This window comes from Nitrobacter vulgaris, assembly GCF_031453995.1.
Lineage (GTDB): Bacteria > Pseudomonadota > Alphaproteobacteria > Rhizobiales > Xanthobacteraceae > Nitrobacter > Nitrobacter vulgaris.
This window is the reverse complement of sequence record NZ_JAVDPZ010000048.1, coordinates 1-22,584: the sequence shown is the minus strand read 5'-3', so window position 1 is coordinate 22,584 and position 22,584 is coordinate 1. Positions and strand designations below refer to the sequence as shown.

At 60.9% G+C, this 22,584-nt stretch carries 18 protein-coding genes, 1 tRNA gene and 1 pseudogene; 6 read left to right on the top strand and 14 right to left on the bottom strand.

Annotation, left to right across the window (positions count from 1 at the left end; translation table 11 throughout):
- Positions 1–438 precede the first annotated feature (438 nt).
- Positions 439–528 (top strand) — tRNA-Ser (locus tag GGQ85_RS18850).
- A gap of 281 nt (positions 529–809) precedes the next feature.
- Here GGQ85_RS18850 and GGQ85_RS18845 read toward each other — a convergent pair.
- Together GGQ85_RS18845 and GGQ85_RS18840 are read right to left on the bottom strand one after the other, a co-directional pair.
- A pseudogene (locus GGQ85_RS18845) lies at positions 810–1,274 on the bottom strand (ATP-binding protein); the annotation flags it as partial.
- 47 nt (positions 1,275–1,321) lie between these two features.
- Complete coding sequence (locus GGQ85_RS18840; protein WP_079448187.1) at positions 1,322–1,702, bottom strand: hypothetical protein; 381 nt, start codon at positions 1,700–1,702, stop codon at positions 1,322–1,324.
- 1,406 nt (positions 1,703–3,108) lie between these two features.
- On the opposite strand from GGQ85_RS18840, the gene GGQ85_RS18835 reads away from it, so the two are divergent.
- The gene (locus tag GGQ85_RS18835) at positions 3,109–3,549 is read left to right on the top strand and encodes a globin family protein (RefSeq protein ID WP_309775809.1); all 441 of its coding nucleotides are present in this window, start codon (positions 3,109–3,111) and stop codon (positions 3,547–3,549) included.
- An 82-nt stretch (positions 3,550–3,631) separates the two neighbouring features.
- On the opposite strand, the gene GGQ85_RS18830 is transcribed toward GGQ85_RS18835, so the two are convergent.
- Positions 3,632–5,581, bottom strand: coding sequence for a 3-hydroxyacyl-CoA dehydrogenase NAD-binding domain-containing protein (locus GGQ85_RS18830; protein WP_309775808.1), 1,950 nt, complete (start codon positions 5,579–5,581; stop codon positions 3,632–3,634).
- A 131-nt stretch (positions 5,582–5,712) separates the two neighbouring features.
- Here GGQ85_RS18830 and paaG point away from each other — a divergent pair, with 131 nt between their 5' ends.
- The 4 genes from paaG to GGQ85_RS18810 all read left to right on the top strand — a co-directional run bounded on the left by paaG (position 5,713) and on the right by GGQ85_RS18810 (position 9,106).
- A complete protein-coding gene (gene paaG, locus GGQ85_RS18825) occupies positions 5,713–6,507 on the top strand; it encodes a 2-(1,2-epoxy-1,2-dihydrophenyl)acetyl-CoA isomerase PaaG (RefSeq protein ID WP_309775807.1) in 795 nt (264 codons plus the stop codon).
- On the top strand, positions 6,504–6,953 hold the full coding sequence (gene paaI / locus GGQ85_RS18820; RefSeq protein WP_309775806.1) for a hydroxyphenylacetyl-CoA thioesterase PaaI: 450 nt from the start codon (positions 6,504–6,506) through the stop codon (positions 6,951–6,953). Before paaG ends, paaI begins: the two co-directional genes overlap by 4 nt.
- Positions 6,954–6,981: 28 nt before the next feature.
- Positions 6,982–8,292 (top strand): phenylacetate--CoA ligase PaaK, encoded by a 1,311-nt coding sequence (gene paaK / locus GGQ85_RS18815; RefSeq protein ID WP_309775805.1) that lies wholly within the window; start codon positions 6,982–6,984, stop codon positions 8,290–8,292.
- Positions 8,293–8,506: 214 nt separating this feature from the next.
- The gene (locus tag GGQ85_RS18810) at positions 8,507–9,106 is read left to right on the top strand and encodes a TetR/AcrR family transcriptional regulator (protein WP_309775804.1); all 600 of its coding nucleotides are present in this window, start codon (positions 8,507–8,509) and stop codon (positions 9,104–9,106) included.
- 65 nt (positions 9,107–9,171) lie between these two features.
- Here GGQ85_RS18810 and paaZ read toward each other — a convergent pair whose 3' ends face one another.
- The 11 genes from paaZ to GGQ85_RS18755 all read right to left on the bottom strand — a co-directional run bounded on the left by paaZ (position 9,172) and on the right by GGQ85_RS18755 (position 22,438).
- On the bottom strand, positions 9,172–11,247 hold the full coding sequence (gene paaZ / locus GGQ85_RS18805) for a phenylacetic acid degradation bifunctional protein PaaZ (RefSeq protein ID WP_309775803.1): 2,076 nt from the start codon (positions 11,245–11,247) through the stop codon (positions 9,172–9,174).
- 82 nt (positions 11,248–11,329) lie between these two features.
- Positions 11,330–12,082, bottom strand: a complete 753-nt coding sequence (locus tag GGQ85_RS18800; protein WP_309775802.1) for a Phenylacetic acid catabolic protein — start codon at positions 12,080–12,082, stop codon at positions 11,330–11,332.
- A gap of 18 nt (positions 12,083–12,100) precedes the next feature.
- Positions 12,101–13,177 (bottom strand): 2Fe-2S iron-sulfur cluster-binding protein, encoded by a 1,077-nt coding sequence (locus GGQ85_RS18795; RefSeq protein WP_079448195.1) that lies wholly within the window; start codon positions 13,175–13,177, stop codon positions 12,101–12,103.
- 17 nt (positions 13,178–13,194) lie between these two features.
- Positions 13,195–13,719, bottom strand: coding sequence for a 1,2-phenylacetyl-CoA epoxidase subunit PaaD (gene paaD / locus GGQ85_RS18790; protein ID WP_079448196.1), 525 nt, complete (start codon positions 13,717–13,719; stop codon positions 13,195–13,197).
- Positions 13,720–13,728: 9 nt separating this feature from the next.
- The gene (gene paaC, locus GGQ85_RS18785; protein WP_374708925.1) at positions 13,729–14,505 is read right to left on the bottom strand and encodes a 1,2-phenylacetyl-CoA epoxidase subunit PaaC; all 777 of its coding nucleotides are present in this window, start codon (positions 14,503–14,505) and stop codon (positions 13,729–13,731) included.
- A gap of 74 nt (positions 14,506–14,579) precedes the next feature.
- A complete protein-coding gene (gene paaB / locus GGQ85_RS18780; protein WP_309775800.1) occupies positions 14,580–14,864 on the bottom strand; it encodes a 1,2-phenylacetyl-CoA epoxidase subunit PaaB in 285 nt (94 codons plus the stop codon).
- A gap of 54 nt (positions 14,865–14,918) precedes the next feature.
- Complete coding sequence (gene paaA, locus GGQ85_RS18775) at positions 14,919–15,908, bottom strand: 1,2-phenylacetyl-CoA epoxidase subunit PaaA (RefSeq protein ID WP_309775799.1); 990 nt, start codon at positions 15,906–15,908, stop codon at positions 14,919–14,921.
- A 13-nt stretch (positions 15,909–15,921) separates the two neighbouring features.
- Positions 15,922–16,128 (bottom strand): thiolase family protein, encoded by a 207-nt coding sequence (locus GGQ85_RS18770; RefSeq protein WP_139372936.1) that lies wholly within the window; start codon positions 16,126–16,128, stop codon positions 15,922–15,924.
- A 1,451-nt stretch (positions 16,129–17,579) separates the two neighbouring features.
- Positions 17,580–20,774: an efflux RND transporter permease subunit gene (locus tag GGQ85_RS18765; RefSeq protein ID WP_309775798.1), complete on the bottom strand. Its 3,195-nt coding sequence runs from the start codon at positions 20,772–20,774 to the stop codon at positions 17,580–17,582.
- 9 nt (positions 20,775–20,783) lie between these two features.
- Positions 20,784–21,944 carry an efflux RND transporter periplasmic adaptor subunit gene (locus GGQ85_RS18760; RefSeq protein ID WP_309775797.1) on the bottom strand — a complete coding sequence of 387 codons (1,161 nt, stop codon included), beginning with the start codon at positions 21,942–21,944 and terminating at the stop codon, positions 20,784–20,786.
- Between the two features lie 128 nt (positions 21,945–22,072).
- Entirely contained in the window at positions 22,073–22,438 is a 366-nt protein-coding gene (locus GGQ85_RS18755; RefSeq protein WP_309775796.1) for a ferrichrome ABC transporter substrate-binding protein, read from the bottom strand.
- Positions 22,439–22,584: the final 146 nt, after the last annotated feature.

Here is a 22,584-nt window from a genome sequence, read left to right as displayed (position 1 = left end):
CCACCCGATACGACAGGCGAACAGAACACTTCACAGGCTTCATCAAGCTCGCAGCAGCCATGATATGGATGCGATGAATGTCGATCGGTTCTAGGGCGCTTCGGCTGGAGTCGGAAGAGATTACTAAGGTGATTGACCTGACTTTTCGGTAAAACGTTTTCGGTGAACCATCCTCCTCCGCTCTGAACGCACATAGAAGCGATTTTCGGGAGAGCCGGTAATCCCAACCCGGGGCTTGCAATCCGGGGATCATCCGACGTTTCCGCCGACATTCTTCATTTGCGGGAATCCACATCGGTGCCGGACGGCCCCTGAATGGTGGAAACGTCCTGCTAGGGCCCAGAATAACTGCATCGGTCATACTGTTAGGGAAAATCCCGACGCCACGGCCACCGCTCTCTTGCAAAAACCGGAACACCCCTTCATGAGAAGGTGCCCGGAGAGATGGCCGAGTGGCTTAAGGCGCACGCTTGGAAAGCGTGTGTGCGGGAAACCGTACCGTGGGTTCGAATCCCACTCTCTCCGCCATCCAGCGTCAGAAATCATTATAAATCAGCGCGTTACGAGTCAGGCAGCTTGCCGTCCCATACTTCAGCCCATATTCGGTTCGTGACGTGAAAAGAGTCGTCGGTAGGTATTGCCGTCAGCGGCGCGTCGAGCATGATATGCGGCTCAACGGCAATAGGAAACCGAGGAGCCGCCGAGCGCCTGGGTAAAAGGGCATGCGATCGGCGGTGACCTGAGTGGTTGATCCCCTCATCCGCGACATCGTCGTGACCAAGATGGATCAGCCGGCCGGTACTGAAAAGCTAGCAGCTTTTAAAACGCCAACTGTCGTTACCGGCCTCTACGAGGTCGCAGCGGTGGGTAAGCCGATCGAGCAGCGCAGTGGTCATCTTGGCGCCGCCGAACACGCTGGGCCACTCTCCGAAGGAAAAAAGGTTGGTGGTGAGGATGACGGATGTGCGCTCGTCAAGCCAGCTGATGAGGTGGAACAGAAGCTGGTCGCCGGATTGAATGAACGGTAGGTAACCCAATTCGTCGAGAACGATGAAGTCCATCCGAGTTAGATGTTCGGCGAGCCTGCCCTGACGTCCGTTGCGGGTCTCGCTTTCAAGACGGTTGACGAGGTCGACCACGTTGTAGACGCGACCGCGCGCGCCGGAGCGGATGCAGCTTCTGACGATTGCGATGGCCAGATTGGTCTTTCCGGTACCGGTACCGCCGACCAGGACGGCGATGCGTTGCTGGGCGATGAAGCCGCCGCCGGATACAATGCAACGTGATCGGAAAATGCTCTAGACGACAGCGTGCTCGGCCTTCATTGAGCTTTGCTCCTGTGTTTGCGCTCGGAAACCTCGATGCAGCGCTTGCGGTCCACTATGATGCCAGGAAGCCCATCGAGATAATCCGGCAACCAGCAGCTCCCGGTGCCTCGCCCATGATGGTTCCGAAACAACACGGCGGCGGCATCCGCCTTGCTGTGGCAGTTGGCGATGTCGCGCACCAGAACCTGCACGATCACGCTCGTTGCTTCGTCCACGGCATGCCAGCGCTTTTTCCAGCCGATAAGGAACGGGTGCCTGCGTCGCTCGGTCTCGTCATCCGTCAGCTTCCGTAGAACATCAAGGCGGAGATCAGCGGGAACGCAAGCAAGTGCGGTTTCCATGGCTGCGGTCCAAGTGTCGACAGTCTCTGTCATCGAGTCATTCCTCTACATTGCCGGCTGGCTGAGCGGTCGTGAGGGTGGTTCCTCGATCGTCTATAGACGATTGAGGATAGGCGCACGCACCTACGTATGATTACGACGAACCCGTCATACCCGTCAGGTTTAGTTTGGACCATTGTGGTAAGCTGATTGACAATTAGACTCGACCGAGGAGCATTCGTATTCCGTCCTGTCGACAAAATAGGCGCTGATCTCCGAAACTATTGCCTAATGTCCACCTTCGCAACGCTCCTCTTGGTCTCAGTTTTCGCGAGCAACTTTGCGCCGGCACGTGCCGAGGCGCCTCGTCACTTCAGTATGATTGCAAGAAAAAACCTCTTCCCGCTTGGAGCAATACACTTCTCGCCGAAAGAGCGATGCGTGCTCGCATGGCGTCATGTCTGCGCCTGCAATATCAAAGCTTGAAAAAACTTCTGAGCCTTATCCGCATTCTTGCATTTGTCTGTGCCATCGTCGGAAAGTAGCATCATATTTGGGCTGTCTGGCATTGCAACACCGCTTCGGGTACAAAATCTTCCGGGATTTTGATGTCTAGTATGACTGGCGTGTTGTCGCCCTCCTTGCCTCTCCAGGTGCAAAGGACGAATGGCGGATGGATATCCAACTTCTCCGCTTTGCCGTGCGACTTGGTCCGGCTTTATCGCTGGTTCCCGTCTATCCTTAATCATCCGCCCTACGCTTGGCACGGCCCTCAATGGTGCGCATGGCAGCCCGTGCTCAATGCCTCCGGCGCCTTTACCTACACCGTCCATGGGCTGCTTCCACTGCTCTCGCTGGGAATCCTAACAACCCGCGGCTAGCTGGCGCGCTTGGCATCTGCATCTAGCGCGACCGTCACGGTTCGTGGTAAATTTGACAAAGGGGAGCGCGAGAGCCATCGGCAAGTGCGCGCACCGTCACTCGTCGAACCTCCGCGCTACCCTCGGGCCTTCATTGAGGGAGGCGCCGCGCAATGGCCATCGATTTCAGGCTGACGACAGAACAGCAGAATCTGCGGGAGACCGCGCGTGACTTCGCGCAGAGCTTGTTTGCACCGCTAGTTCCCGATGCAGACGCAACGCGAAGCCCGCATGAGGCCTTCGCCAAGATCAAGCCGGTAAGCTTGAGTTCGCTATGGGCTTCCTCCCCAAGGAGTACGGTAGCGGCAGCAAGTTCGACCTCCAGTTGGCCGCCAAGGAGATTTGCACCGTCGACCCGGACTTCGCGACGAACGGCACAACGTGATGGCCTAGCGTGCGGTCCGGAGCGGGCAAACGATTCGCGGGCGGAGCGAAGGTCGAGGCCCGGCGATGGGCCGTCGCGGCCTCTGACGGCTGCGGGCCGGTGGGTAAGGGGGACTGGCTGCCAAGCCAAAATCCTAAACTGTCTTGGAGCATACAATGTCCCCTGAACAGAAGGCACTCGTGAAAGAAACGTGGCAGAAGCTTGAGCCAATGGCAGACGCGGCGACGCACCTGTTCTACGATCGGCTTTTTGAGATCGACGCAACAACGCGGCAGCTCTTCAAGACAACCGACCTAACGGAGCAGCGCCGGAAGCTCTTTCAAACCCTCACGATGATCGTAGGGGGGCTCGATCATCTCGAGACGCTTGTTCCGACCATTGAAGATCTGGGCCGCCGCCATGCCCAATTCGGAGTCACCGACGCTCATTACGAAACGGTCGGTGCGGCTCTGTTGTGGACGCTGGAGCAAGGGCTCGGATCGGGGTGGACGCCGGAGGTGAAAGGTGCCTGGTCTAGCGCTTATGCCCTACTGGCCGATATCATGCGCGCAGCTGCTGCTCGGTCCACTGCCTCAACGGCGACAGCAAACCCTTAATCGACGTCAGGCTCGACAACAGGTCAGGTCAACATCATCGTCTTCTGAAACCCCGCACGTTTCCTGTGCCGTCCTGCCCAGTTCAAACGTCCTGCTGCCTATGGCTGTGAGCACGCGCAAACATCGGTCCGCCCCTCCAGCGCGGAAAGCCGTAACCGTGGATCTCCACGAGATCGATGTCGGACGGTTGCCCGGCAACGCCCTCGGCTAGAATCGCGTCGCCCTCCGCGGCCATTTCGCCAACCAGATGGCCAGCTATGGCGGAATGCGCCGTCATGCGGGCGATCTTCCCGGCCAACAGCTCGGCTACCACCGCAGACGGCTGCGGCTTGCGGTCCCCGGCATAGTCGTACCAGCCGCCGCCTGTCTTCTGGCCCTTGCGACCGGCGCGCACGAGAATGTCGCCAAGCGTCTCGGGCACATCCTGTCCGTTGGCGCGAGCGCCTTCACGCTGCAGGTAGGCGATGTCGAGGCCACCGAGATCCTGTGCCTCGAAGGGTCCCATGGCGAAGCCGTAATCGCGCATGGCCGCATCGATCTCGGCGATGGGCACGCCGTCGTACACCAGCGCCTCGGCTGCAGCACGGTAGCGCTTGAGGATGCGGTTGCCGATAAAACCTTCGCAGATGCCTGCCTGCACCGGGATCTTGTCCAGCGCCCGCGCCAGCGCAAAGCCGGTTGCCAGTGTCCGCGGCGCGGTTTCCGGGATCGGCACGATCTCCAGCAGCCTCATGATGTTTGCCGGACTAAAGAAATGCAGGCCGATGAAGCGCGACGGATCGGGAACACCTTCCGCAATGAGACGCAGATCAAGATAGGACGTGTTGGTGGCAATGATGGAGTCGGGCCGACAGAGCCTGCCAAGCTGGTTGAATACGGCACGCTTAACGCCGAGTTCCTCAAACACGGCCTCAATCACCATATCGGCGTCGGCGAGAAGACCGCAGTCCGTGGAAGCCGTCACGCCGGCCAGCTTCGCTTCGACCTGTGACTTGGTCAGCTTGGCGCGCTTCACGCCGCCCTCGAAGATGGTACGGACGTTGGCGAGGCCGCGCGCCACGGCTTCCGCGTCGCGTTCGATCAGCACGACGGGAATGCCGGCGTCCCGCAACGCCGCGGTGATGCCGGCGCCCATCGTGCCGCCGCCCACGACACCCGCCTTACGCAGCGGCAGGGGCTCCACGCCCTTCAGGCCCGCCGGGCGCCGCGCGGCGCGTTCTGCGAAGAACACCGTGCGCAGCGCCGCGGCCTGTTCCGAAGCGCGTAGGTCGAGGAAGGTCTTGCGCTCGAAGGCGAGCGCCTCATCGAATGACAACTCCACCGCCATGCGCACGCATTCCAGTGCGGCGAGCGGTGCGGTTTCGCCCTTCTCCCGTTTGGCAATCGCCCCCTTCTTGTCCTCCCAAAATGTGGACGCAGGTGCCACGACCGTGCGCTGCGACAGCGGAACGGGCAGCGGCCGGGCCACAGCGTCGCTCGCGAACGCAAGGACGCTTTGTAAAAGGTCGCCTTGCACGACGGCATCGACCAGACCCATGGAGAGCGCTTTGGCTGCCTTCACCGGCTTGCCGCCCGTCACCAGCTCCACCGCCGCCTCGGGACCGACTAGCCGCGGCGTGCGTACGGTTCCCGATGCGCCCGGCACGATGCCGAGCGTCACCTCGGGCAGACCGATCGCGGCGTCTGGCACAGTAACCCGGAACCGACAGCCCAGCGCGATCTCGAAGCCACCACCCAGCGCTGTTCCATGAATCGCGGCGATCCAAGGTTTTACCGAAGCCTCGATGCGGTTCACGAGATCGGGCAGATGCGGCTCCATCGGCGTCTTGCCGAATTCGGATAGATCAGTACCGGCGATGAAGGTCCGGCCGGCACAGGCCAACACCACGGCCTTCACTTCGTCGTCGGCGTCCAGTTCGTTGGTCGCATCGAACAAGGCCCGACGAACAGCCTGGCTGAGTGCATTGACCGGCGGGTTGTCGACGGTGACGACGGCGATCTCGCCCTCGCGGGAGACGGAGACGACGGGCATAGCAGACTCCCTTGCTCCGGCATCCAAATCCTCTCTTCGACTCCTCGCCCTCGTTTATCATTGACCGACCGGACGGTCTATGCATTTTATATGCTGGACGGAGAAAGCGATCGTCGAGCAAGGAAGAAGAAATGCCGACTTCCGAAACTGTGCTCTCGGCGCTGTCCGACGGCGTGCTGTCGCTGTCATTAAACCGCCCGGACAAGCTGAACTCGTTTAACGGAGAGATGCACCTCGCGCTACGGGCCGGCATTCAGCGAGCGCATGATGATCCGACTGTCCGCGCCGTCCTGCTGACCGGCTCAGGTCGCGGGTTCTGCGCGGGGCAGGATCTGAGCGATCGGGATCCGCGCAAGGGCGGCCCCGCGCCGGACCTCGGCCATACGCTCGAGACGCACTACAATCCGACGCTGCGTCTGATGCGTTCGCTGGAGAAGCCGATCGTTTGCGCGGTCAACGGCGTGGCGGCCGGTGCTGGCGCCAACATCGCCTTTGCCTGTGACATCGTGCTCGCGGCGAAATCCGCCAAGTTCATCCAGGCCTTCACCAGGATCGGCCTCGTACCCGATGCCGGCGGCACATGGAGTCTCGCCCGCATTATCGGAGAGCTCCGCGCCAAGGCGCTGACCATGACCGCCGAGCCCTTGCCGGCCGAGAGAGCCGCCGAATGGGGGCTGATCTGGAAGGCGGTCGAGGACGCGGATCTCATGAATGAGGCACGGTCGCTCGCCGTATCGCTGGCTGCGGGCCCCACACTTGGTCTTGGCCTCACAAAGCGCCTTATTCAGGCGGCTGCGACCAACAGTCTCGACGAACAACTCGACATGGAGCGCGATTGCCAGCGAACCGCCGGCCGCAGCGCCGATTATGCCGAGGGCGTCATCGCCTTCCTGGAAAAGCGCAAGGCGGAGTTCAAGGGCGAATGAAACCCGCTTCCCAGATGACACCTCGGGAACTGGCGGAGGCATCCGCCAGGGCGATGTGGAACGACGATTCCGCAAGCCAGCGGCTCGGCATGACGCTCGACAACATCGCGCCCGGTGAAGCCACACTTTCGATGACGATCCTCGAGGCCATGTCGAACGGACATGGCAATTGCCACGGCGGCTACATATTCACCCTGGCTGACTCCGCCTTTGCCTTCGCATGCAATAGTTACAACCAGTTGGCCGTCGCGCAACATTGCTCGATCACATACCTGATCCCCGGCCGCATCGGCGACCGCCTGACAGCAACCGCCAAAGAGATTTCGCGGCACGGCAGGTCTGGCATCTACGACATCCGCGTCACCAATCAGTCGGGCGAGCATGTGGCCGAATTCCGCGGCCATTCGCGCCTAGTGAAAGGCACGCATCTGCCAGTCGAGGAATAAACCGACGGATTTCCGCAGAGAGAACACCGTGGAGAATCTGACGCCCCGCAGAGACGACCTTGAGCCGATCGAGTATGCCTCGCGCGACGAAATCTCAGCGCTGCAATTCAAGCGCATAAAGCAGTCGATCAGGCACGCCTGCGAGAACGTGCTATTCTTCCGCAAGCGCTTCAACGAAAAGGGCATCCATCCGAACGACCTGAACTCGCTTTCCGACCTGTCGAAATTTCCATTCACCTACAAGCAGGACCTGCGCGACACCTATCCGTTCGGCATGTTCGCCGTCCCGCAGAACAAGCTCGCGCGCATCCACGGCTCCTCGGGAACGACCGGCAAGCCGACCGTCGTCGGCTACACCAAAGGCGATATCGACATCTGGGCGGACCTGATGGCCCGTTCGATACGTGCGGCCGGCGGCCGTCCCGGCGATATCCTGCACAATGCCTATGGCTATGGCCTGTTCACCGGCGGCTTGGGCGCGCACTACGGCGCGGAGCGCTTCGGCTGCACCGTCGTTCCGATCTCCAGCGGCATGATCGAACGCCAGGTCACCCTCATCAACGATTTCAAGCCGTCGATCATCATGGTGACGCCGTCCTACATGCTGTCCATCCTGGACGAATTCAGGCGGCAAGGCCTCGACTCGCGCAAGAGTTCGCTCAAAGTCGGCATCCTCGGGGCCGAGCCATGGACCAACGCCATGCGCCTCGAAATCGAGGAGGCCTTCGACATGCACGCGGTCGATATCTATGGCCTGTCGGAGATCATGGGGCCGGGTGTCGCGCAGGAGTGCGTCGAGACCAAAGATGGCCTGCACGTCTGGGAAGATCATTTCTATCCGGAAATCATCGATCCGGTCACCGGCGAGGTCCTGCCAGATGGCAAAATGGGCGAGCTTGTTTTCACGACGCTCACCAAGGAAGCGCTGCCGATGGTCCGCTATCGCACGCGCGACCTGACGCGCCTGCTGCCGGGAACGGCGCGCTCGATGCGCCGTATCGAGAAGATCACCGGCCGTTCAGACGACATGATGATTCTGCGCGGCGTCAATGTTTTCCCGACGCAAATTGAGGAGCAGATCCTGAAATGCAAGGGCCTCGCACCCCACTTCTACATCGAACTGGCGCGCGCGGGCCGTATGGACAACATGGTCGTGCATGTCGAATGCACCGAGGACATGACTGACGCCGATGCCCGTGCCGAATCCGCCAGAAAGCTCGCGCACCACATCAAGAGCGTTGTCGGTGTCTCGACGAAAATCGAGGTGCGCGATCCGAACTCGGTGGCTCGCTCGGAGGGCAAGGCCAAGCGTGTGGTGGACAACAGGCCGAAGGAATAACGGTCAAGAATCGGGGATGTTTCTTCGCCCACGTCCGGTTGCTAGAGCATTTCGCTTCTGATTGAAGCAGAAGCGAAGCTCTAGATTGTTGTTTTGACGCGTTTTCTTCACGCGAACCGGTATCCACTTCGCTCGAAAACGCTATAGAACGTGTCATGTTCAGCTTCTGACGGTCACGGATCGATCGCCCGGAGCATCAGAAGGTTGGATTGATATGGCTCGGACGCGAGCGCAGGATTTCGAAGAAAAACAACTCGCCATATTGGACTCTGCGGCGAATGTGCTGGCCACGCTGGGAGTCGACAAGGCGTCCATGTCTCAGATCGCAGGTCAGGCGCGGATATCGAAAGCCTTGCTCTATCACTATTACCCAAGCAAAGACGCACTCGTCTTCGCGATCATCTTCACTCACCTGGAGGAACTCGACTCGGATCTGGAAGCGTCCGACGATCCGGCCATGGAGCCTTCAGTGCGACTGAAGTTTCTCGTCGGCGTCGTGCTCGAGCACTATCGCGGAGCCGGCGACCGGCACAAGGTCCAGTTGAACGCGATGAGCCTGCTGACCGACGAGCAGAAACAGGCGATCACCGAAATTGAAAGGCGGATCGTGCGCCGGTTCGCGGGCGTTGTGCGCCAGATCAGTCCGCGCCTGGACAACCGCGAGCGCCCCTTGGTCATGCCGGTGACCATGTCGCTCTTTGGCATGATGAACTGGATGGATATGTGGTTCAAGGACGGCGGCCGCATCAGCCGCGAGGATTATGCCGAGGTTCTCACCACGCTCATCCTCGATGGCATCAAGGCAGTGCGTTGAAAGAGGGCTGCCACAGCGGTCGAACCGAACAGGTCCCACTTCTTCCGACGCAGCCGTTGGATCTGTCATTCGGCCGCCTCTTGTGTTTGTGCCGGCGGCCAGATCTTTGCCACCATCGTCAGCACATCGTACTGCGCAACGATCTCACCCTTCTGGTTGGTGACTTGGCAATCCCAGCGCACCTCGCCATGGTTGGCGTTTTCGCGCGGGTTGATTTCCTTGCAGGTCAATCGCACCTGCACCGTGTCACCGAAATAAACCGGGGTGAGGAAGCGCATATTGTCCACGCCGTAGTTGGCTAGTACCGGGCCGGGATTTGGCTCAACGAAAAGGCCGGCGGCGAAGGAGGCGATGAGGTAGCCATGGGCCACGCGGTCGTCGAAGAACGGGTTGGCCTTGGCCGCCGCCTCGTCCATGTGGGCGTAGAAAGTATCGCCGGTGAAATGTGCGAAGTGCTCGACATCGTCCAAGGTGACCTGCCGCTTCGCGGTCATTAACTGATCGCCGATCTTCAGTTCCGCCAGCGACTTGCGGAAGGGATGCTCACCGTGCTGTACGTCAGCGCCCTCGATCCAGCGCCCGGTGACGGCCGACAGCAGACGCGGCGTGCCCTGCACGGCGGTGCGCTGCATGTAATGCTTCACGCCGCGCATACCGCCCATTTCCTCGCCGCCGCCGGCGCGGCCCGGACCGCCATGGACAAGCCCCGCGAGCGGTGAGCCGTGGCCCGTCGATGTCTTGGCGGAGCGGCGGTTTCCGACAAGCACCCGGCCATGGAACGGCGCGACACCGATGACGACCTCTTCCGCCACCTTCGGGTCGTCGGTGAAGACAGATGAAACCAGCGAACCCTTGCCGAGCCTGGCCAGTTCGACGGCCTCCTCGATCGAGTCATAGGGCAGCACGGTCGAGACCGGACCGAACGCCTCCACATCGTGGATCTTGAAGGCGCCGAAAGGATCGTCGGCATAAAGCAGGATCGGATTGAGGAAGGCTCCCCTCTCCGCATCGCCGGACGCAACCCGTACGTTATCCGGATTGCCGGCAACGATCTCGGCGTCCGACAGCAGATCCTGAATGCGTTCGCGCACTTCGGTGCGCTGGTGGAGCGACGCAAGCGGCCCCATGCGGGTCGTCTCGTCGTCTGGCAGGCCGAGCGCGGTCTTGCCCAGCATGTCGCCCAGTGCCTTGACCAGCGCATCGACATGGTCGCGCGGTGCGATCACGCGGCGGATCGCGGTACATTTCTGGCCGGCCTTCACCGTCATCTCGCGCGCCACTTCCTTCACGAACAGATCGAACTCCGGCGTGCCAGGCGTGGCATCCGGACCGAGGATCGAGGCGTTCAAGCTGTCCGCCTCCATCGTGAAGCGCACCGAATTGGCGATCACGGCCGGATGCGCTTTCAGCTTGCGGCCGGTCCAGGCCGAACCGGTGAAGGTCACCACGTCCTGTCCGGTGACGTGGTCGAGCAGGTCGCCGACCGAACCGGAAATCAGTTGCAGCGCTCCCTCCGGCAGGAGGCCGGTCTCGATGATCCGCCGCACCATCAATTCGGTCAGGTAGGCCGTCTGCGAAGCAGGCTTCACCACCGCCGGCACGCCGGCAAGCAAGGTCGGCGAAATCTTCTCCAGCATGCCCCAGATCGGAAAATTGAAGGCATTGATGTGGACCGCGACGCCCTGCAGCGGCGCGTAAATGTGTTGCGCACTGAAGCTGTTGTCCTTCGACAGCGGCTCCACATTGCCGTCGGTCAGGATACGCGTGTTCGGCAGTTCGCGCCGGCCCTTCGAAGCGAAGGTCAGCATCGTGCCGATGCCGCCCTCGATGTCCACCCAACCGTCGGCGCGGGTGGCGCCGGTGCGGAAGCTTTCGGCGTAGAACTCTTCCTTCTTTTCCATCAGCGCAAGACCGAGCGCCTTCAGCATCGCCGCGCGCTCGTGGAACGACATGGCGCGCAGCTTCGGGCCCGCGACAGTACGCCCGTAGTGCAGCACTTCCGCGAAATCGAGGCCCTTGGAGTCGATCAGAGCCACCGTCTCGCCGGTGCCTGCGTCGAGCAACGGTAAGCCGTCACCCTTGCCGGCGGTCCACGCCCCATAGACATAGCTCTCCAGTCGACGGGGGGCTGCGCTTGCCATGATGACCTCCTTGATCTGGTGGAACGGACGAAGCGCGAGTGCCGGGTCCAAAATCCTGAGTGTCAACTTCGGATTCGGTACACTAGAGACCAAGCATGCCGAGCTTTTCGCCGCTTACGTTTTCCCACTGCGCCAGCAATTCCTCGTTGGAGGTATGGCGCAGACCGAATTTTCTCAGCGTATCGAAAAGGCTCGAGCCCACGACACCGAAAGTGGTCGCAACGCGCGGGTTCCAGTAGGCGATTGCTTCCCGTGCGGCCTTCTTACCCTCTGGTGTCGAAGCAATCCGTTGCAGGCCCTCGTAGCCCAGTTCGGCATGACGCCGTTCGCGCAGTGCGATCTCGCGGAAGACGTCCGCCAGCGGCGCATAGGAGACGCGGGTCAGTTCGTTCATCTGGATGCCGGTCGCCAACCCTTGCAGCACGTTCATCACCACCGCATCGGTCCAGTTCTCGATCGGATAGTGAAAGACGGCGAGTCGCATGTCATCGCCCCGGCGCGCCGCGCCGAGATCCGCGTTGCGTTCGACCCTCGCGCTCCAGTCGTGCTGCGCCTGGTAGCGGTCGGCATCGGTGCCGAAGTCGCTCATGATGTTCAGAACGCGCTCGGCATGGTCCGCCTTTTCGAGCGTGATACGGCTTGCCGCGATGCGCTCCTTGATGCCAGGTGCGAAGTTGATCGCTCCGGCGAAACCGGCAGAGGCCGCCAGTTCGCTGTCGACGAAAGACGACATCAGCCGCATCAACTCGCCGCGATAGCGCGCCGGCGCGTTGTCGGGCGCGGTCAGCACACCGCCCCGGGCGAGGTAGTCTTCGATATTCATCGTATCGGCCATGCGCTCCTCTCCTCAACGCTATTCGTCGTAGGTCACGACGAGGCGGCCAGTCAGTGGAAACGCCTGGCAGCTCAGCGCATAGCCCGCGCGCACCTCATAGTCCTCCAGCGCATGGTTCACCGCCATTTCCACTTCGCCTTCCAGCACCTTGCAGCGGCAGGTCGAGCACACTCCTGCCTTGCAGGAGTAGGGCGCATCCATATTGGCGGCGAGCGCGGCATCGAGCACGCTCTTACCCTCGCGCGGCATGATGAAGCTGCGGGTCGCTCCATCCAAAGTCACCGTCGCTTCAACCCCAGTGCCGGGTACGACGGCCGTCCTGGACACGGCCTTGACCTTGGCCCGGCCCGGCTGGCCGGAAGCAAACAGCTCGAACTTAATCTGCGTGTCGTTCAACCCGTGCTCGCGCAGCGCCACGGCAATCGCCAGCATCATCGGCTGGGGGCCGCAGATGAAAGCCGTGTCGATAGAGCCAGCATCGATCCAGTGCCTGAACAGAGCCTTCACCTTGTCGCCGTCAACGCGGCCGGTGAAGAGATCGATGTCTTGCGACTCAGCTTCGAGAACATGGATCACGGAGAATCTGCCGAGATGCTGGTTTTTCAGATCCTCCAGTTCCTCGCGGAACATGATCGAGCTGATCTTGCGATTGGCGTAGACGAGCGTGAAGCTTGCGTAAGGCTCCCGGGCGAGCACGGTCTTGATGATGGAGAGCACCGGTGTGATGCCCGAGCCGCTGGCGAATCCTATGTAGTTCCTCCGCGCATCCGGTTTGATCGGCGTGAAGAAACGTCCCATCGGCGGCATGGCTTCGATCTCGTCGCCGGCTGCAAGGGCCTCATTCGCCCACGTCGAGAACGTGCCGCCATCGACGCGCTTGATGCCGACCTTGAGAACACCTTCGTCGCACCCGGCGCAGATCGAATAGGAGCGGCGCAGCTCATCGCCGTCGAAGTTACGGCGGAAAGTCAGGTACTGACCCTGCGTGAACGCGAACAAAGCGCTGTCTTCCGCACGCGGCATCAGCGTCACTACGACGGCATCGCGCGTCTCGCGCCGCACGTCCGTGACTTTCAAGGGATGGAAGCGAGCCATTCGAGATGCTCCCGCTCTCAAATGCATTTGAAATAGTCGAATGGCTCAAGACAGTCCTTGCAACGGTAGCTCGCCTTGCAGGGCGTTGAACCAAACTGACTCACTTTTTCCGTTTGCTTTGACCCGCAGCGGGGACATGCGATGATCAGGTCCGATCGTCCCGCGAGTCTGAAGGCGCGACCGGTGAGGCGGCTATCCGCAGCGGTTCCGTCGATCGGCGGCACAATGCCGTAATCGTGCAGCTTCTCTCGGCCCTCGCGGCTGATCCAGTCGGTCGTCCAAGGCGGAGAAAGCTGGCGCTCGAGTCTGATCTTCTCAACGCCACGGTCACGCAGCGCGCGCTCGATATCCAGGCTAATGATGCTGGTGGCGGGGCATCCCGTATAGGTCGGGGTCACCGTCACCACCAAAGTGTCATCGTCCCATGCGACATCGCGGATGATGCCGAGATCGGTCAAAGAGATGACAGGGATCTCAGGGTCGGGAATCTGGCCGAGCCAGTCCCATACCTGATCGGTGCGGGGCAGCGTGCTCGTCTGCATGGCCGGACCTCACCAGCTTGCACCAGGATAGGCGCGCTGCAGGAACTGCATATCGGCGAGGATGTAGCCGAGATGCTCGGTGTGGATGCCGCGTTTGCCGCCCTTATGGGCGAACTTGCTCTCCGGAGTCGTCAACGTCGCCGCAGCAAGCACGTCGCGCACCGTCGTCTCCCATGCCGCGCGCAGACTTGCGGGATTCGGTGCGATACCTGAAGCGGCGACCGCCTCGTCCTTCTCGTCGGCCATGAACATCTCGCCGACATAAGGCCACAGCGCATCGAGCGCGGCCTGCATGCGGCGGTGGCTTTCGTTGTTTCCATCGCCGAGATGCACGATCAGATTGGACGTTCGCTCGACATGGTAGGCCACTTCCTTGCAGGCCTTGGCGGCGATCTCGGCGACCCGCCGGTCGGACGACGTCGCCAGCGCCTGAAGCAGGGCAAGGTGATAGATGTCGAACAGGAAATGCCGCATCAGCGTATGGCCGAAATCGCCGTTGGGCCGTTCGACGAGCAGCAGGTTGCGGAAGTCCCAGGCGTCCCGCAGATAAGCGAGATTGTCCGCTGTCCGGCCCTTGCCCTCCACCTCGGCGGCGAGCCCGAGCCAAAGCTGGGTCTGGCCGATCAGGTCCAGCGCCATGTTGGCCAACGCGATATCCTCCTCCAGCGTGGGCGAATGTCCGCACCATTCCGAGTCCCGATGCCCCAGGATCAGGGTCGTGTCTCCGATCCGCAGCAGGACTTCGAAAAAGGCGGCCTGGTTGGCATCGGGCGAAAGGGCATGCAGCCCCTGACCATGCGCGGCGGCCTCACGGGCGAGGTCTGCTGTGTCGGCCTGGGCGACATCGGGAAACGATGGCATCACATATGCCCCACTTCTTCAGGTATCTCGTAAAAGGTCGGATGGCGGTAGATCTTCGCGTTCGCGGGATCGAACAAGGGCCCCTTGTTGGAGGGGCTCGATGCGGCGATGTCGGACGAACGCACCACCCAGATCGAAACGCCTTCGTTGCGACGAGTATAGACGTCGCGGGCGTGCAGGACCGCCATTTCGGCGTCGGCGGCGTGCAGGCTGCCTACATGACGGTGGCTCAGACCATGCTGGCCCCGGATGAACACTTCCCAGAGCGGCCATTCCCTGGACATGCTTTCTCTCCCGTGACTGGGTCGGAGCCGCCGAACGGCGGCCTGACCCGGTTGCTACTCGCGGGCGACGGCGTATGGGCGCGCGGCCTTCTTGTCGGCATGCGCCACCAGCGCCTCGCGGAACCACGCGCCGTCTTCCCACGCCTTCCTCCGCGCACCGAGGCGGTCCTTGTTGCAGGGCCCATTGCCGGCGAGCACATCGTAGAACTCGTTCCAGTCCGGCTCAGAGAAGTCGTAGCCGCCCTTTTCCTCGTTCCACTTCAGGTTCGGGTCGGGAACCGTCAGGCCGATGAGCTCGGCCTGCGGCACTGTTTGGTCGACGAACTTCTGGCGCAGTTCGTCATTGGTGTTCATCTTGATTTTCCAGGCCATGGACTGGGCGGAATGGACCGAATCCTTGTCCGACGGGCCGAACATCGTCAGCGTCGGGTACCAGAGACGGTTCAACGCATCCTGCGCCATGCGCTTCTGCTCACGCGTGCCGGCGGCCATCTTCATCATGATCGCGTAGCCCTGCCGCTGGTGAAAGCTCTCCTCTTTGCAGATGCGGATCATGGCGCGGCCGTAGGGGCCGAAGGAGGTGCGCTGTAGCGGCACCTGGTTGATGATCGCGGCGCCGTCCACCAGCCAACCGACGGCGCCCATATCCGCCCAAGTCAGCGTTGGATAGTTGAAAATCGAAGAGTACTTCATGTCGCCCGAATGCAGGCGCTCCATCAGTTCGTCGCGCGAAATACCGAGCGTCTCGACGGCGCAGTAGAGGTAAAGGCCATGGCCGGCCTCATCCTGAACTTTGGCCAGCAGGATCGCCTTGCGTTCCAGCGTCGGCGCGCGGGTGATCCAGTTGCCTTCCGGCAATTGCCCGACGATCTCGGAATGCGCATGCTGGCCGATCTGGCGGACCAGCATTTTGCGGTAACCTTCCGGCATCCACTCTTTAGGCTCGATCTTTTCGCCGCGGTCGATGCGCGTCTGAAATGCGATCTCTTCCGGCGTCATTTCGTCTTTCAACCTGCCTTCCGATTTCACGAGCTGCGCATACATGGCTCGGTTCTCCTCAGACACGTTCGACGATGATGGCGATGCCCTGTCCTACGCCGATACATATGAGGTCATCTACCGCCGACCAACCAACGTTAGGATTGCGAGCCATCAAACCCCTTAGCGGTACGGCCGCCAGATCGTCGGCCCGAACCGAACTCAAAGCACCGCCATACCTCCCGATGGGCGTTCTGAGCGCATTGCAGATCAATGCCTCCAGCACCCAGACCCTCTAATTCGTTGACCGACCGGACGGTTTATATCATTATTGCGCTGCCCCTGAAAGGGCGGTCCTGATTTTTTGTCGCTTGCTGCTGAACGCCTCCCGCGCGTTGGGGCCATTTTCACACTCGGAGCCGTGAATCCAAGCGATTACAACCACCTGACGTTGACTGATGCTTACAGAAGCGCGGAAGGGATCGGCTGGGGCACATAGCATTTGCAATCCACGCCTCCGCCGACCTCTTGCACCCCTACTCCAGCCCATACATTGCGACGCGATTGGCGCGGCGAATAGTGAACTGACGCGACCTAAAACGACCAGCTTGCTGTTATGGCAGAGGACTATGTTGAACATCGGCGAACGTGTGCGAAAAACGGCAATCTATGCTGATTTGGACACTCTCTCCGCCATAGCGCGTCAGAAGTCATACTGCGCTCCAGTAGTTTCCGAATCTCGCTGCGTGCTGGAGGACTCCGTCATGATGCAGCTGATGGATGGACAACAGATGACACTGACACCTGCAGTCCTTCTATGAAGGCCTGCTGGTGTTCATGTCGTCGACCGGAACGCCAGCCGCACCCAACCGGCAAAATTCCTCGCGCTCCCTTGATCAAGAACAAGGTGCCTCGGTGCTCGTGCGCGCGCAGCGACCGTTACGGCAACCTAAGGACACGAGAGGAAAGGCGGTCAGCACGAGGAGTATCACGTCGTGTCCGCAACGAACGCGCCAGCGGTAGGCACGCGACATCATTGGCCCGCGATGCCGTTTCATCTCCTCGCAAATGTCACGATTTCAGAGCCACTATGCTGCAATCGTATCGCAGGTATGCTGATTTCGCACTGCACGGGAAGTCAAAGTCCTGTTAACCGTTGCCCTGCTTTCGCGGAGGGGGCGCCAAAACTTCCGGCTCTTCCTGATGACTATCACGCGCCTGTGTTCGACCGTCTTTGGACCGGTAACAGATAGTTAAGGTTTCTCGCTGCTAAAGAAGGGCCGATAGGGTGTGCACATGCTAGTCTGGAACCCCACGAATTTTACGAAGACACCGGATAACAACCGGGCCGGCTGGGCTATGGCAGGCGCGGTCGTGGTGCTGATGGCCAGCCTTGTGTATTTCACGAACGGGCGCAGCGGCCATGTGACGCCTCACGGGCACGAGCAGCATGCCGCTGTTCACTTTCAGCTGCACAAATAAGCTTGAGCCGCACACGGCGAAAGCCGCCGGGCCTTGCGCGAACCAGAGGCTGCCCAGCTCGGTATGAGCTTCTAGCAATGAGCGATAGACGAAAGTTTGCTTGAACCTTTTATCGAGTTCGAGCGCCTAATCATTGCTGGGGATTTCAGGGCCCAGTGCGTATTAGCCAACGCCGGCAGCGAACATACTCCGCTGTCCGGCGTTGTGCGTTTTTGGGGCATTGGTGCCGCCAGGGCTAGTTGACGGTGTGCGTGATCATTCTGCGGCCCTCCGTGTGAGTTCGAAGTTGACCACTTGCTCCGGATGCTTGCGTCCAAATAAGACATAAAGCGCGGGCAGCACGAACAACGTCAGCAGTGTCGCGCTGATCAGCCCGCCTATCACCACGGTGGCGATTGGCTTTTGAACCTCCGCGCCCGTGCCAGTGGCCAACGCCATCGGGACGAAGCCAAGTGAAGCCACCAGAGCCGTCATTGCGACCGGCCTCAGTCGGGTCAGTGCCCCTTCATAAATCGCATCCAATTTTGTCAGGCCTTGCGCCATGAGCTGCTTGATGAATGTGAGCATCACCAAACCGTTGAGGACCGCGATCCCGGACAGGGCGATGAATCCTACCGCCGCCGAGACGGAGAACGGCAAGCCGCGCAGCCAGAGAGCCAGTACGCCTCCGGTCAGGGCAAGAGGCACGGCGCTAAATACCAGCAAGGCATCGCGCGCCGAACCGAGAGCGCTCATCAACAGCAAGAAGATCATCAGGAAGCACGCGGGAACCACGATCGACAAACGCCAACGGGCCGCCTCCAGATTCTCGAACTGCCCGCCCCATGTCATCCAGTAGCCGGCAGGCAGCTTCACCTGCGCATCGATTTGCGCGCGCGCATCGTTCACCACGGAAGCGATATCGCGATCGCGCACGTTGGCGGTCACCACGACGCGGCGCTTGCCATTCTCGCGGCTGACCTGGTTGGGGCCTTCGCCAAATGTAAAAGTCGCCACTTGGTCCAATGGAATGGTTAGGGGCACCGCGCCCATCGCGGGAAGGGATACGGGCAAACTTTTCAAGGCATCGAGATCGTGGCGGATTGTTTCGGGCAACCGCACGACAATCTCAAAATGCCGGTCACCTTCAAACACGACGCCAGCATCCCGCCCGCCGATTGCCGCGCCGATAACCTCCTGCACCGCCGCGAGGCTGAGGCCTCGCCGGGCGATCTCAGCCTTGTCCACCGCGATGTCCAGAACCGACAGGCCGCTGGCTTGCTCGACTTTGATATCCTTGGCGCCCTTGGTGGCCCTTAGGACGCTCGCGACCTGGTCGGCGGCGCGCAGCAAGGGCTTAAAATCATCGCCAAAGATCTTGACCGCGACATCGCCACGCACTCCTGCCAGGAGTTCATTGAAACGCATCTGGATGGGTTGGGTGAACTCGTAATTGTTACCAGGCAGCTCACGCACTGCCGACTCGATTTGTTGGATCAAGGCCTCCTTGGAGAGATTTGGATTAGGCCATTGCTCCTCTGGCCTGAAGATAATGAAGGTATCGGCGGCATTCGGTGGCATCGGGTCCGTTGCAATTTCGGCCGTGCCGGTCTTCGAAAAAACAAAGGCGACCTCCGGCAATGCGCTAACCGTCTTTTCAATCTCGATTTGCATGGCCTGCGATTGCGCCAGGCTGGTGCTTGGAATACGCAGTGCGTGCATGGCGATGTTTTTTTCGTCCAGCGTCGGGATGAACACCTGGCCCAGGTGGACGAACACCAGCACCGCGGCGGCGAACATGAGGGCCGCACCTACCATCACCGGCAGCGGATGTTTGATCGTGCGCATCAGCAAAGGTGCGTAGGATTTTTTCAACCGCCGAACGATGCCATTGTCGCCTTCGACGACACGACCCGTAATGAATATGGCAATCAGCGCCGGCACGAAGGTCAGCGACAGGACGAACGCTGCGGCCAAAGCGAGGATGACGGTCAGCGCCATCGGCTCAAACATCTTACCCTCGATCCCGCTGAAGGTCAGCAACGGTACATAGACCAGGATGATGATTGCTTGGCCGTACACAGTAGGGCCGATCATTTCCTCTGCGGCGCCACGCACGGTTTCCAGACGCTCCGAAAGAGAGAGCGCGCGGTCTGAGGTGGCCTGGCGTTCGGCGAGGTGCCGCAGTGTGTTTTCGACGATGATGACCGCGCCATCGACAATCAGACCGAAATCCAGTGCGCCGAGACTCATCAGGTTAGCGCTGATGCCCCCCTGCAACATGCCGGCTGCCGTCATTAACATGGCGACGGGGATGACAAGGGCGGTGATGAGCGCCGCGCGGAAGTTCCCGAGCAGCACGAACAGCACGAGGATCACCAGAAGAGCGCCTTCAACGAGGTTGGTGGCGACTGTCCTCACCGTGGCGTCCACAAGCTGAGTACGGTCGAGCGCTGTTTTGAGTTCAATGCCGGCCGGCAGGGTGCGGCGTACCTGGTCGATCTTGGCGTCGACAGCTGCCGCCACGGTGCGGCTATTGCTGCCAATCAGCAGGAGCGCCGTGCCGACAACGACCTCGTGGCCGTTCTCGCTGGCGCTGCCAGTGCGGATTTCACCGCCAATCGCCACTTGAGCAACGTCGCGGACACGTACCGGTACCGAACCTCGCGTGCTGATAACAACATCGCCAATGTCCCTGAGATTTTCGAGTCTTCCACCGGTACGCACGGCGATCCCTTCGCCGTTGCGCTCGATGACGCTGGCGCCGCGGCTGACGTTATTGGCTTCAATGGCGCGAGCGACGTCACCGAAGGACAGGCCCAGCGAGGTCAACTTCAAGGGATCAGGTCGGACGTGGTATTGCTTCACATAGCCGCCGATGGAATCGACGCCGGCTACGCCCACCACGCTCTTGATCTGCGGCCGAACCATCCAATCCTGCACGGTACGCAAATACGCGGCGCGCTCCACGTCCGTGTTGAGTCGCTCGCCTTCTGGCGTGACGTAAGCACCGGCATCGGGCGATGTGGGAGCAAAGCCGATCGACCACATGTAGATTTCACCCAGGCCGGTGGAGATAGGCCCCATCTTCGGATCGACACCGGGCGGCAGGTTCGGACGCAATTCCAGCAAACGTTCGCCGACTTGCTGGCGCGCGAAATAGATGTCCGTTTTTTCCGTGAAAACGGCTGTTACCTGGGAGAAGCCATTGCGCGAAATTGAACGGGTGCTTTCCAGGCCGGGTATGCCGGCAAGCGCGGTCTCGATGCGAAACGTCACCTGTTTTTCGATTTCGACCGGCGACAACGCGAACGCCGTGGTGTTGACCTGAACCTGCTTGTTGGTGATGTCGGGGACGGCATCGATGGGAAGCCGGATTAACGACCACAGGCCCAACGCCACGGCACCCACGCTGAGGAACACCACAACCCACCGGTACTGAATCGATAGCGCGAGAATGCGGCTGATCATGGTCACCCCCTAGTCTTCATGCTCGGCCTCGGCCTTGCCGAGGTCAGCCCTGAGGGTGAAGGTGTTGGCGACGGCGATGCACTCCCCGGCCGACAGGCCGGCAGTTACCTCGGCCAGGCGCCCGTCCTGCCGGCCAATGGACACCTTGCGCGCCTCAAAACCTTTAGCCGTGCGGACGAACACGACAGTGTCGCCTTTGAAGGATTGCAGAGCTGTTTTCGGCACCGTTACAGCTGCTGATGTTACATCCATCGGAATCTCGGCGGTGATGAAAGAGCCCGGCCGCCATTTAAGTGCGGTGTTGTCGACCGAGGCGACCACGCGGGCGGCGCGCGTGTCCTTATCGAGTAGCGGGCTGACGAACATGATGGTCGCCGGGGATGGCTCACCTCCGGTACCGGCCGCGATGTTGATTTTCTGGCCTTCGTGGACGCTCGCCAAGTCAGAAGACGGAACCGCAAGCTCGGCCCAAACGACGTCCAGATTGACGATGACGTACAGCTCGCTCTCCTGGCCTTCGCGGCCAACCAGCGACCCAAGCTCGACACGGCGTTCCGCAATACGTCCGGCAATCGGCGCCCTCAGCTCCTGTAGTCGCAGCGTCTCGACGGGCTGTTGAGGCAGGGCTTCAATTTGTTCAGCAGTCAAGCTGAGCGCGAAGAGCTTTTGGCGGGCGATCTCGATTTTAACGCGAGCATCTTCAAACGTGGTACGAGCCCGCAGGAAATCGTTTTCGCTGAGAATCTTGCCTTCAAACAACCTGGTCGAACGATTGAACAAGGTTTGCTGCAGATCGAACACCAACCGCGCGGCCAGGTATTCGCTCTTGGCGTCGGCCACCTCGCGGCTTTCGATCACGGCGACAACTTCGCCCGCCCGCACGGTATCACCCAGCCGCTTGCGCAGCTCCGCCACTGTGCCGAGCAGCCGAACCGCGACCCGCGCGATGTGGTCGCCGCTGGGCACGATGGAGCCAGGCACTGCAAGGCGTTTGCCCAGCATGCCGCCTTGCACTTCGCTGACGGCGAACTTGCCGGCATCCACCTGCTTCTCGCTGACCGTAACCACGAGTTCATCGTGTTTTTCCCCGCCCGGCTTTTCGCCGTGCGCCGCGAGGGGAAATGCCGCGCCGAGCACAAGCACAGCCGCGAGCAACCAAATCCGGACCATTACCAATATCCCGTGAACGAGCCTCGATCGCTCGTGATTTCGCCAAACCGTTCCCTGAATGCACGCAAGCCGTCGCATTGCCTGCGCAACGGGACGTGCCAACGGGGCCTAGACGGCCGCCTGGGAGGTTAGGCGCGGGGTGGTTTGAACAGAGGAAGGCCGGCAAGCGCGGCAGGGAATTGCTCCCGACCGGACGCCACCAGGCGCACGACGGGATCCGCCGGGGTCATCGCTACCGTCGCATGCTGGGCGGTAACGTGGGAGAAGCAGTGCCCGCTGTGGCACGGCAACTGTTGTTCTGGCGTATCCGGCGAAGAGTCCGGGTTGGCGCTCGTCATCACGACCGCGGAATCGGCTTTGGAAAACGTCGGACCACATCCGGCACAGTGAACCAGCGAAAACAACAGGCCGACGGTGAGCAGCAAAACGAACGGCAGTCGGCAAAGCCGACTTCCGATTTCCTCATTTAACGCCATGCCGCCGGACCGGGTCATCGTCTATTCAGTCAACTCCTCTCGTGTGATCTTTTCAAGGTCCCACTTGTTAAAAAATGTATGGTCCGCCCCGGCGTTGCAAGGGATTTGGATTTCTGTCGGGCGCAGTTTGCGTAAATGTATCCGGCCTCTCGCGAGTGAGCTGC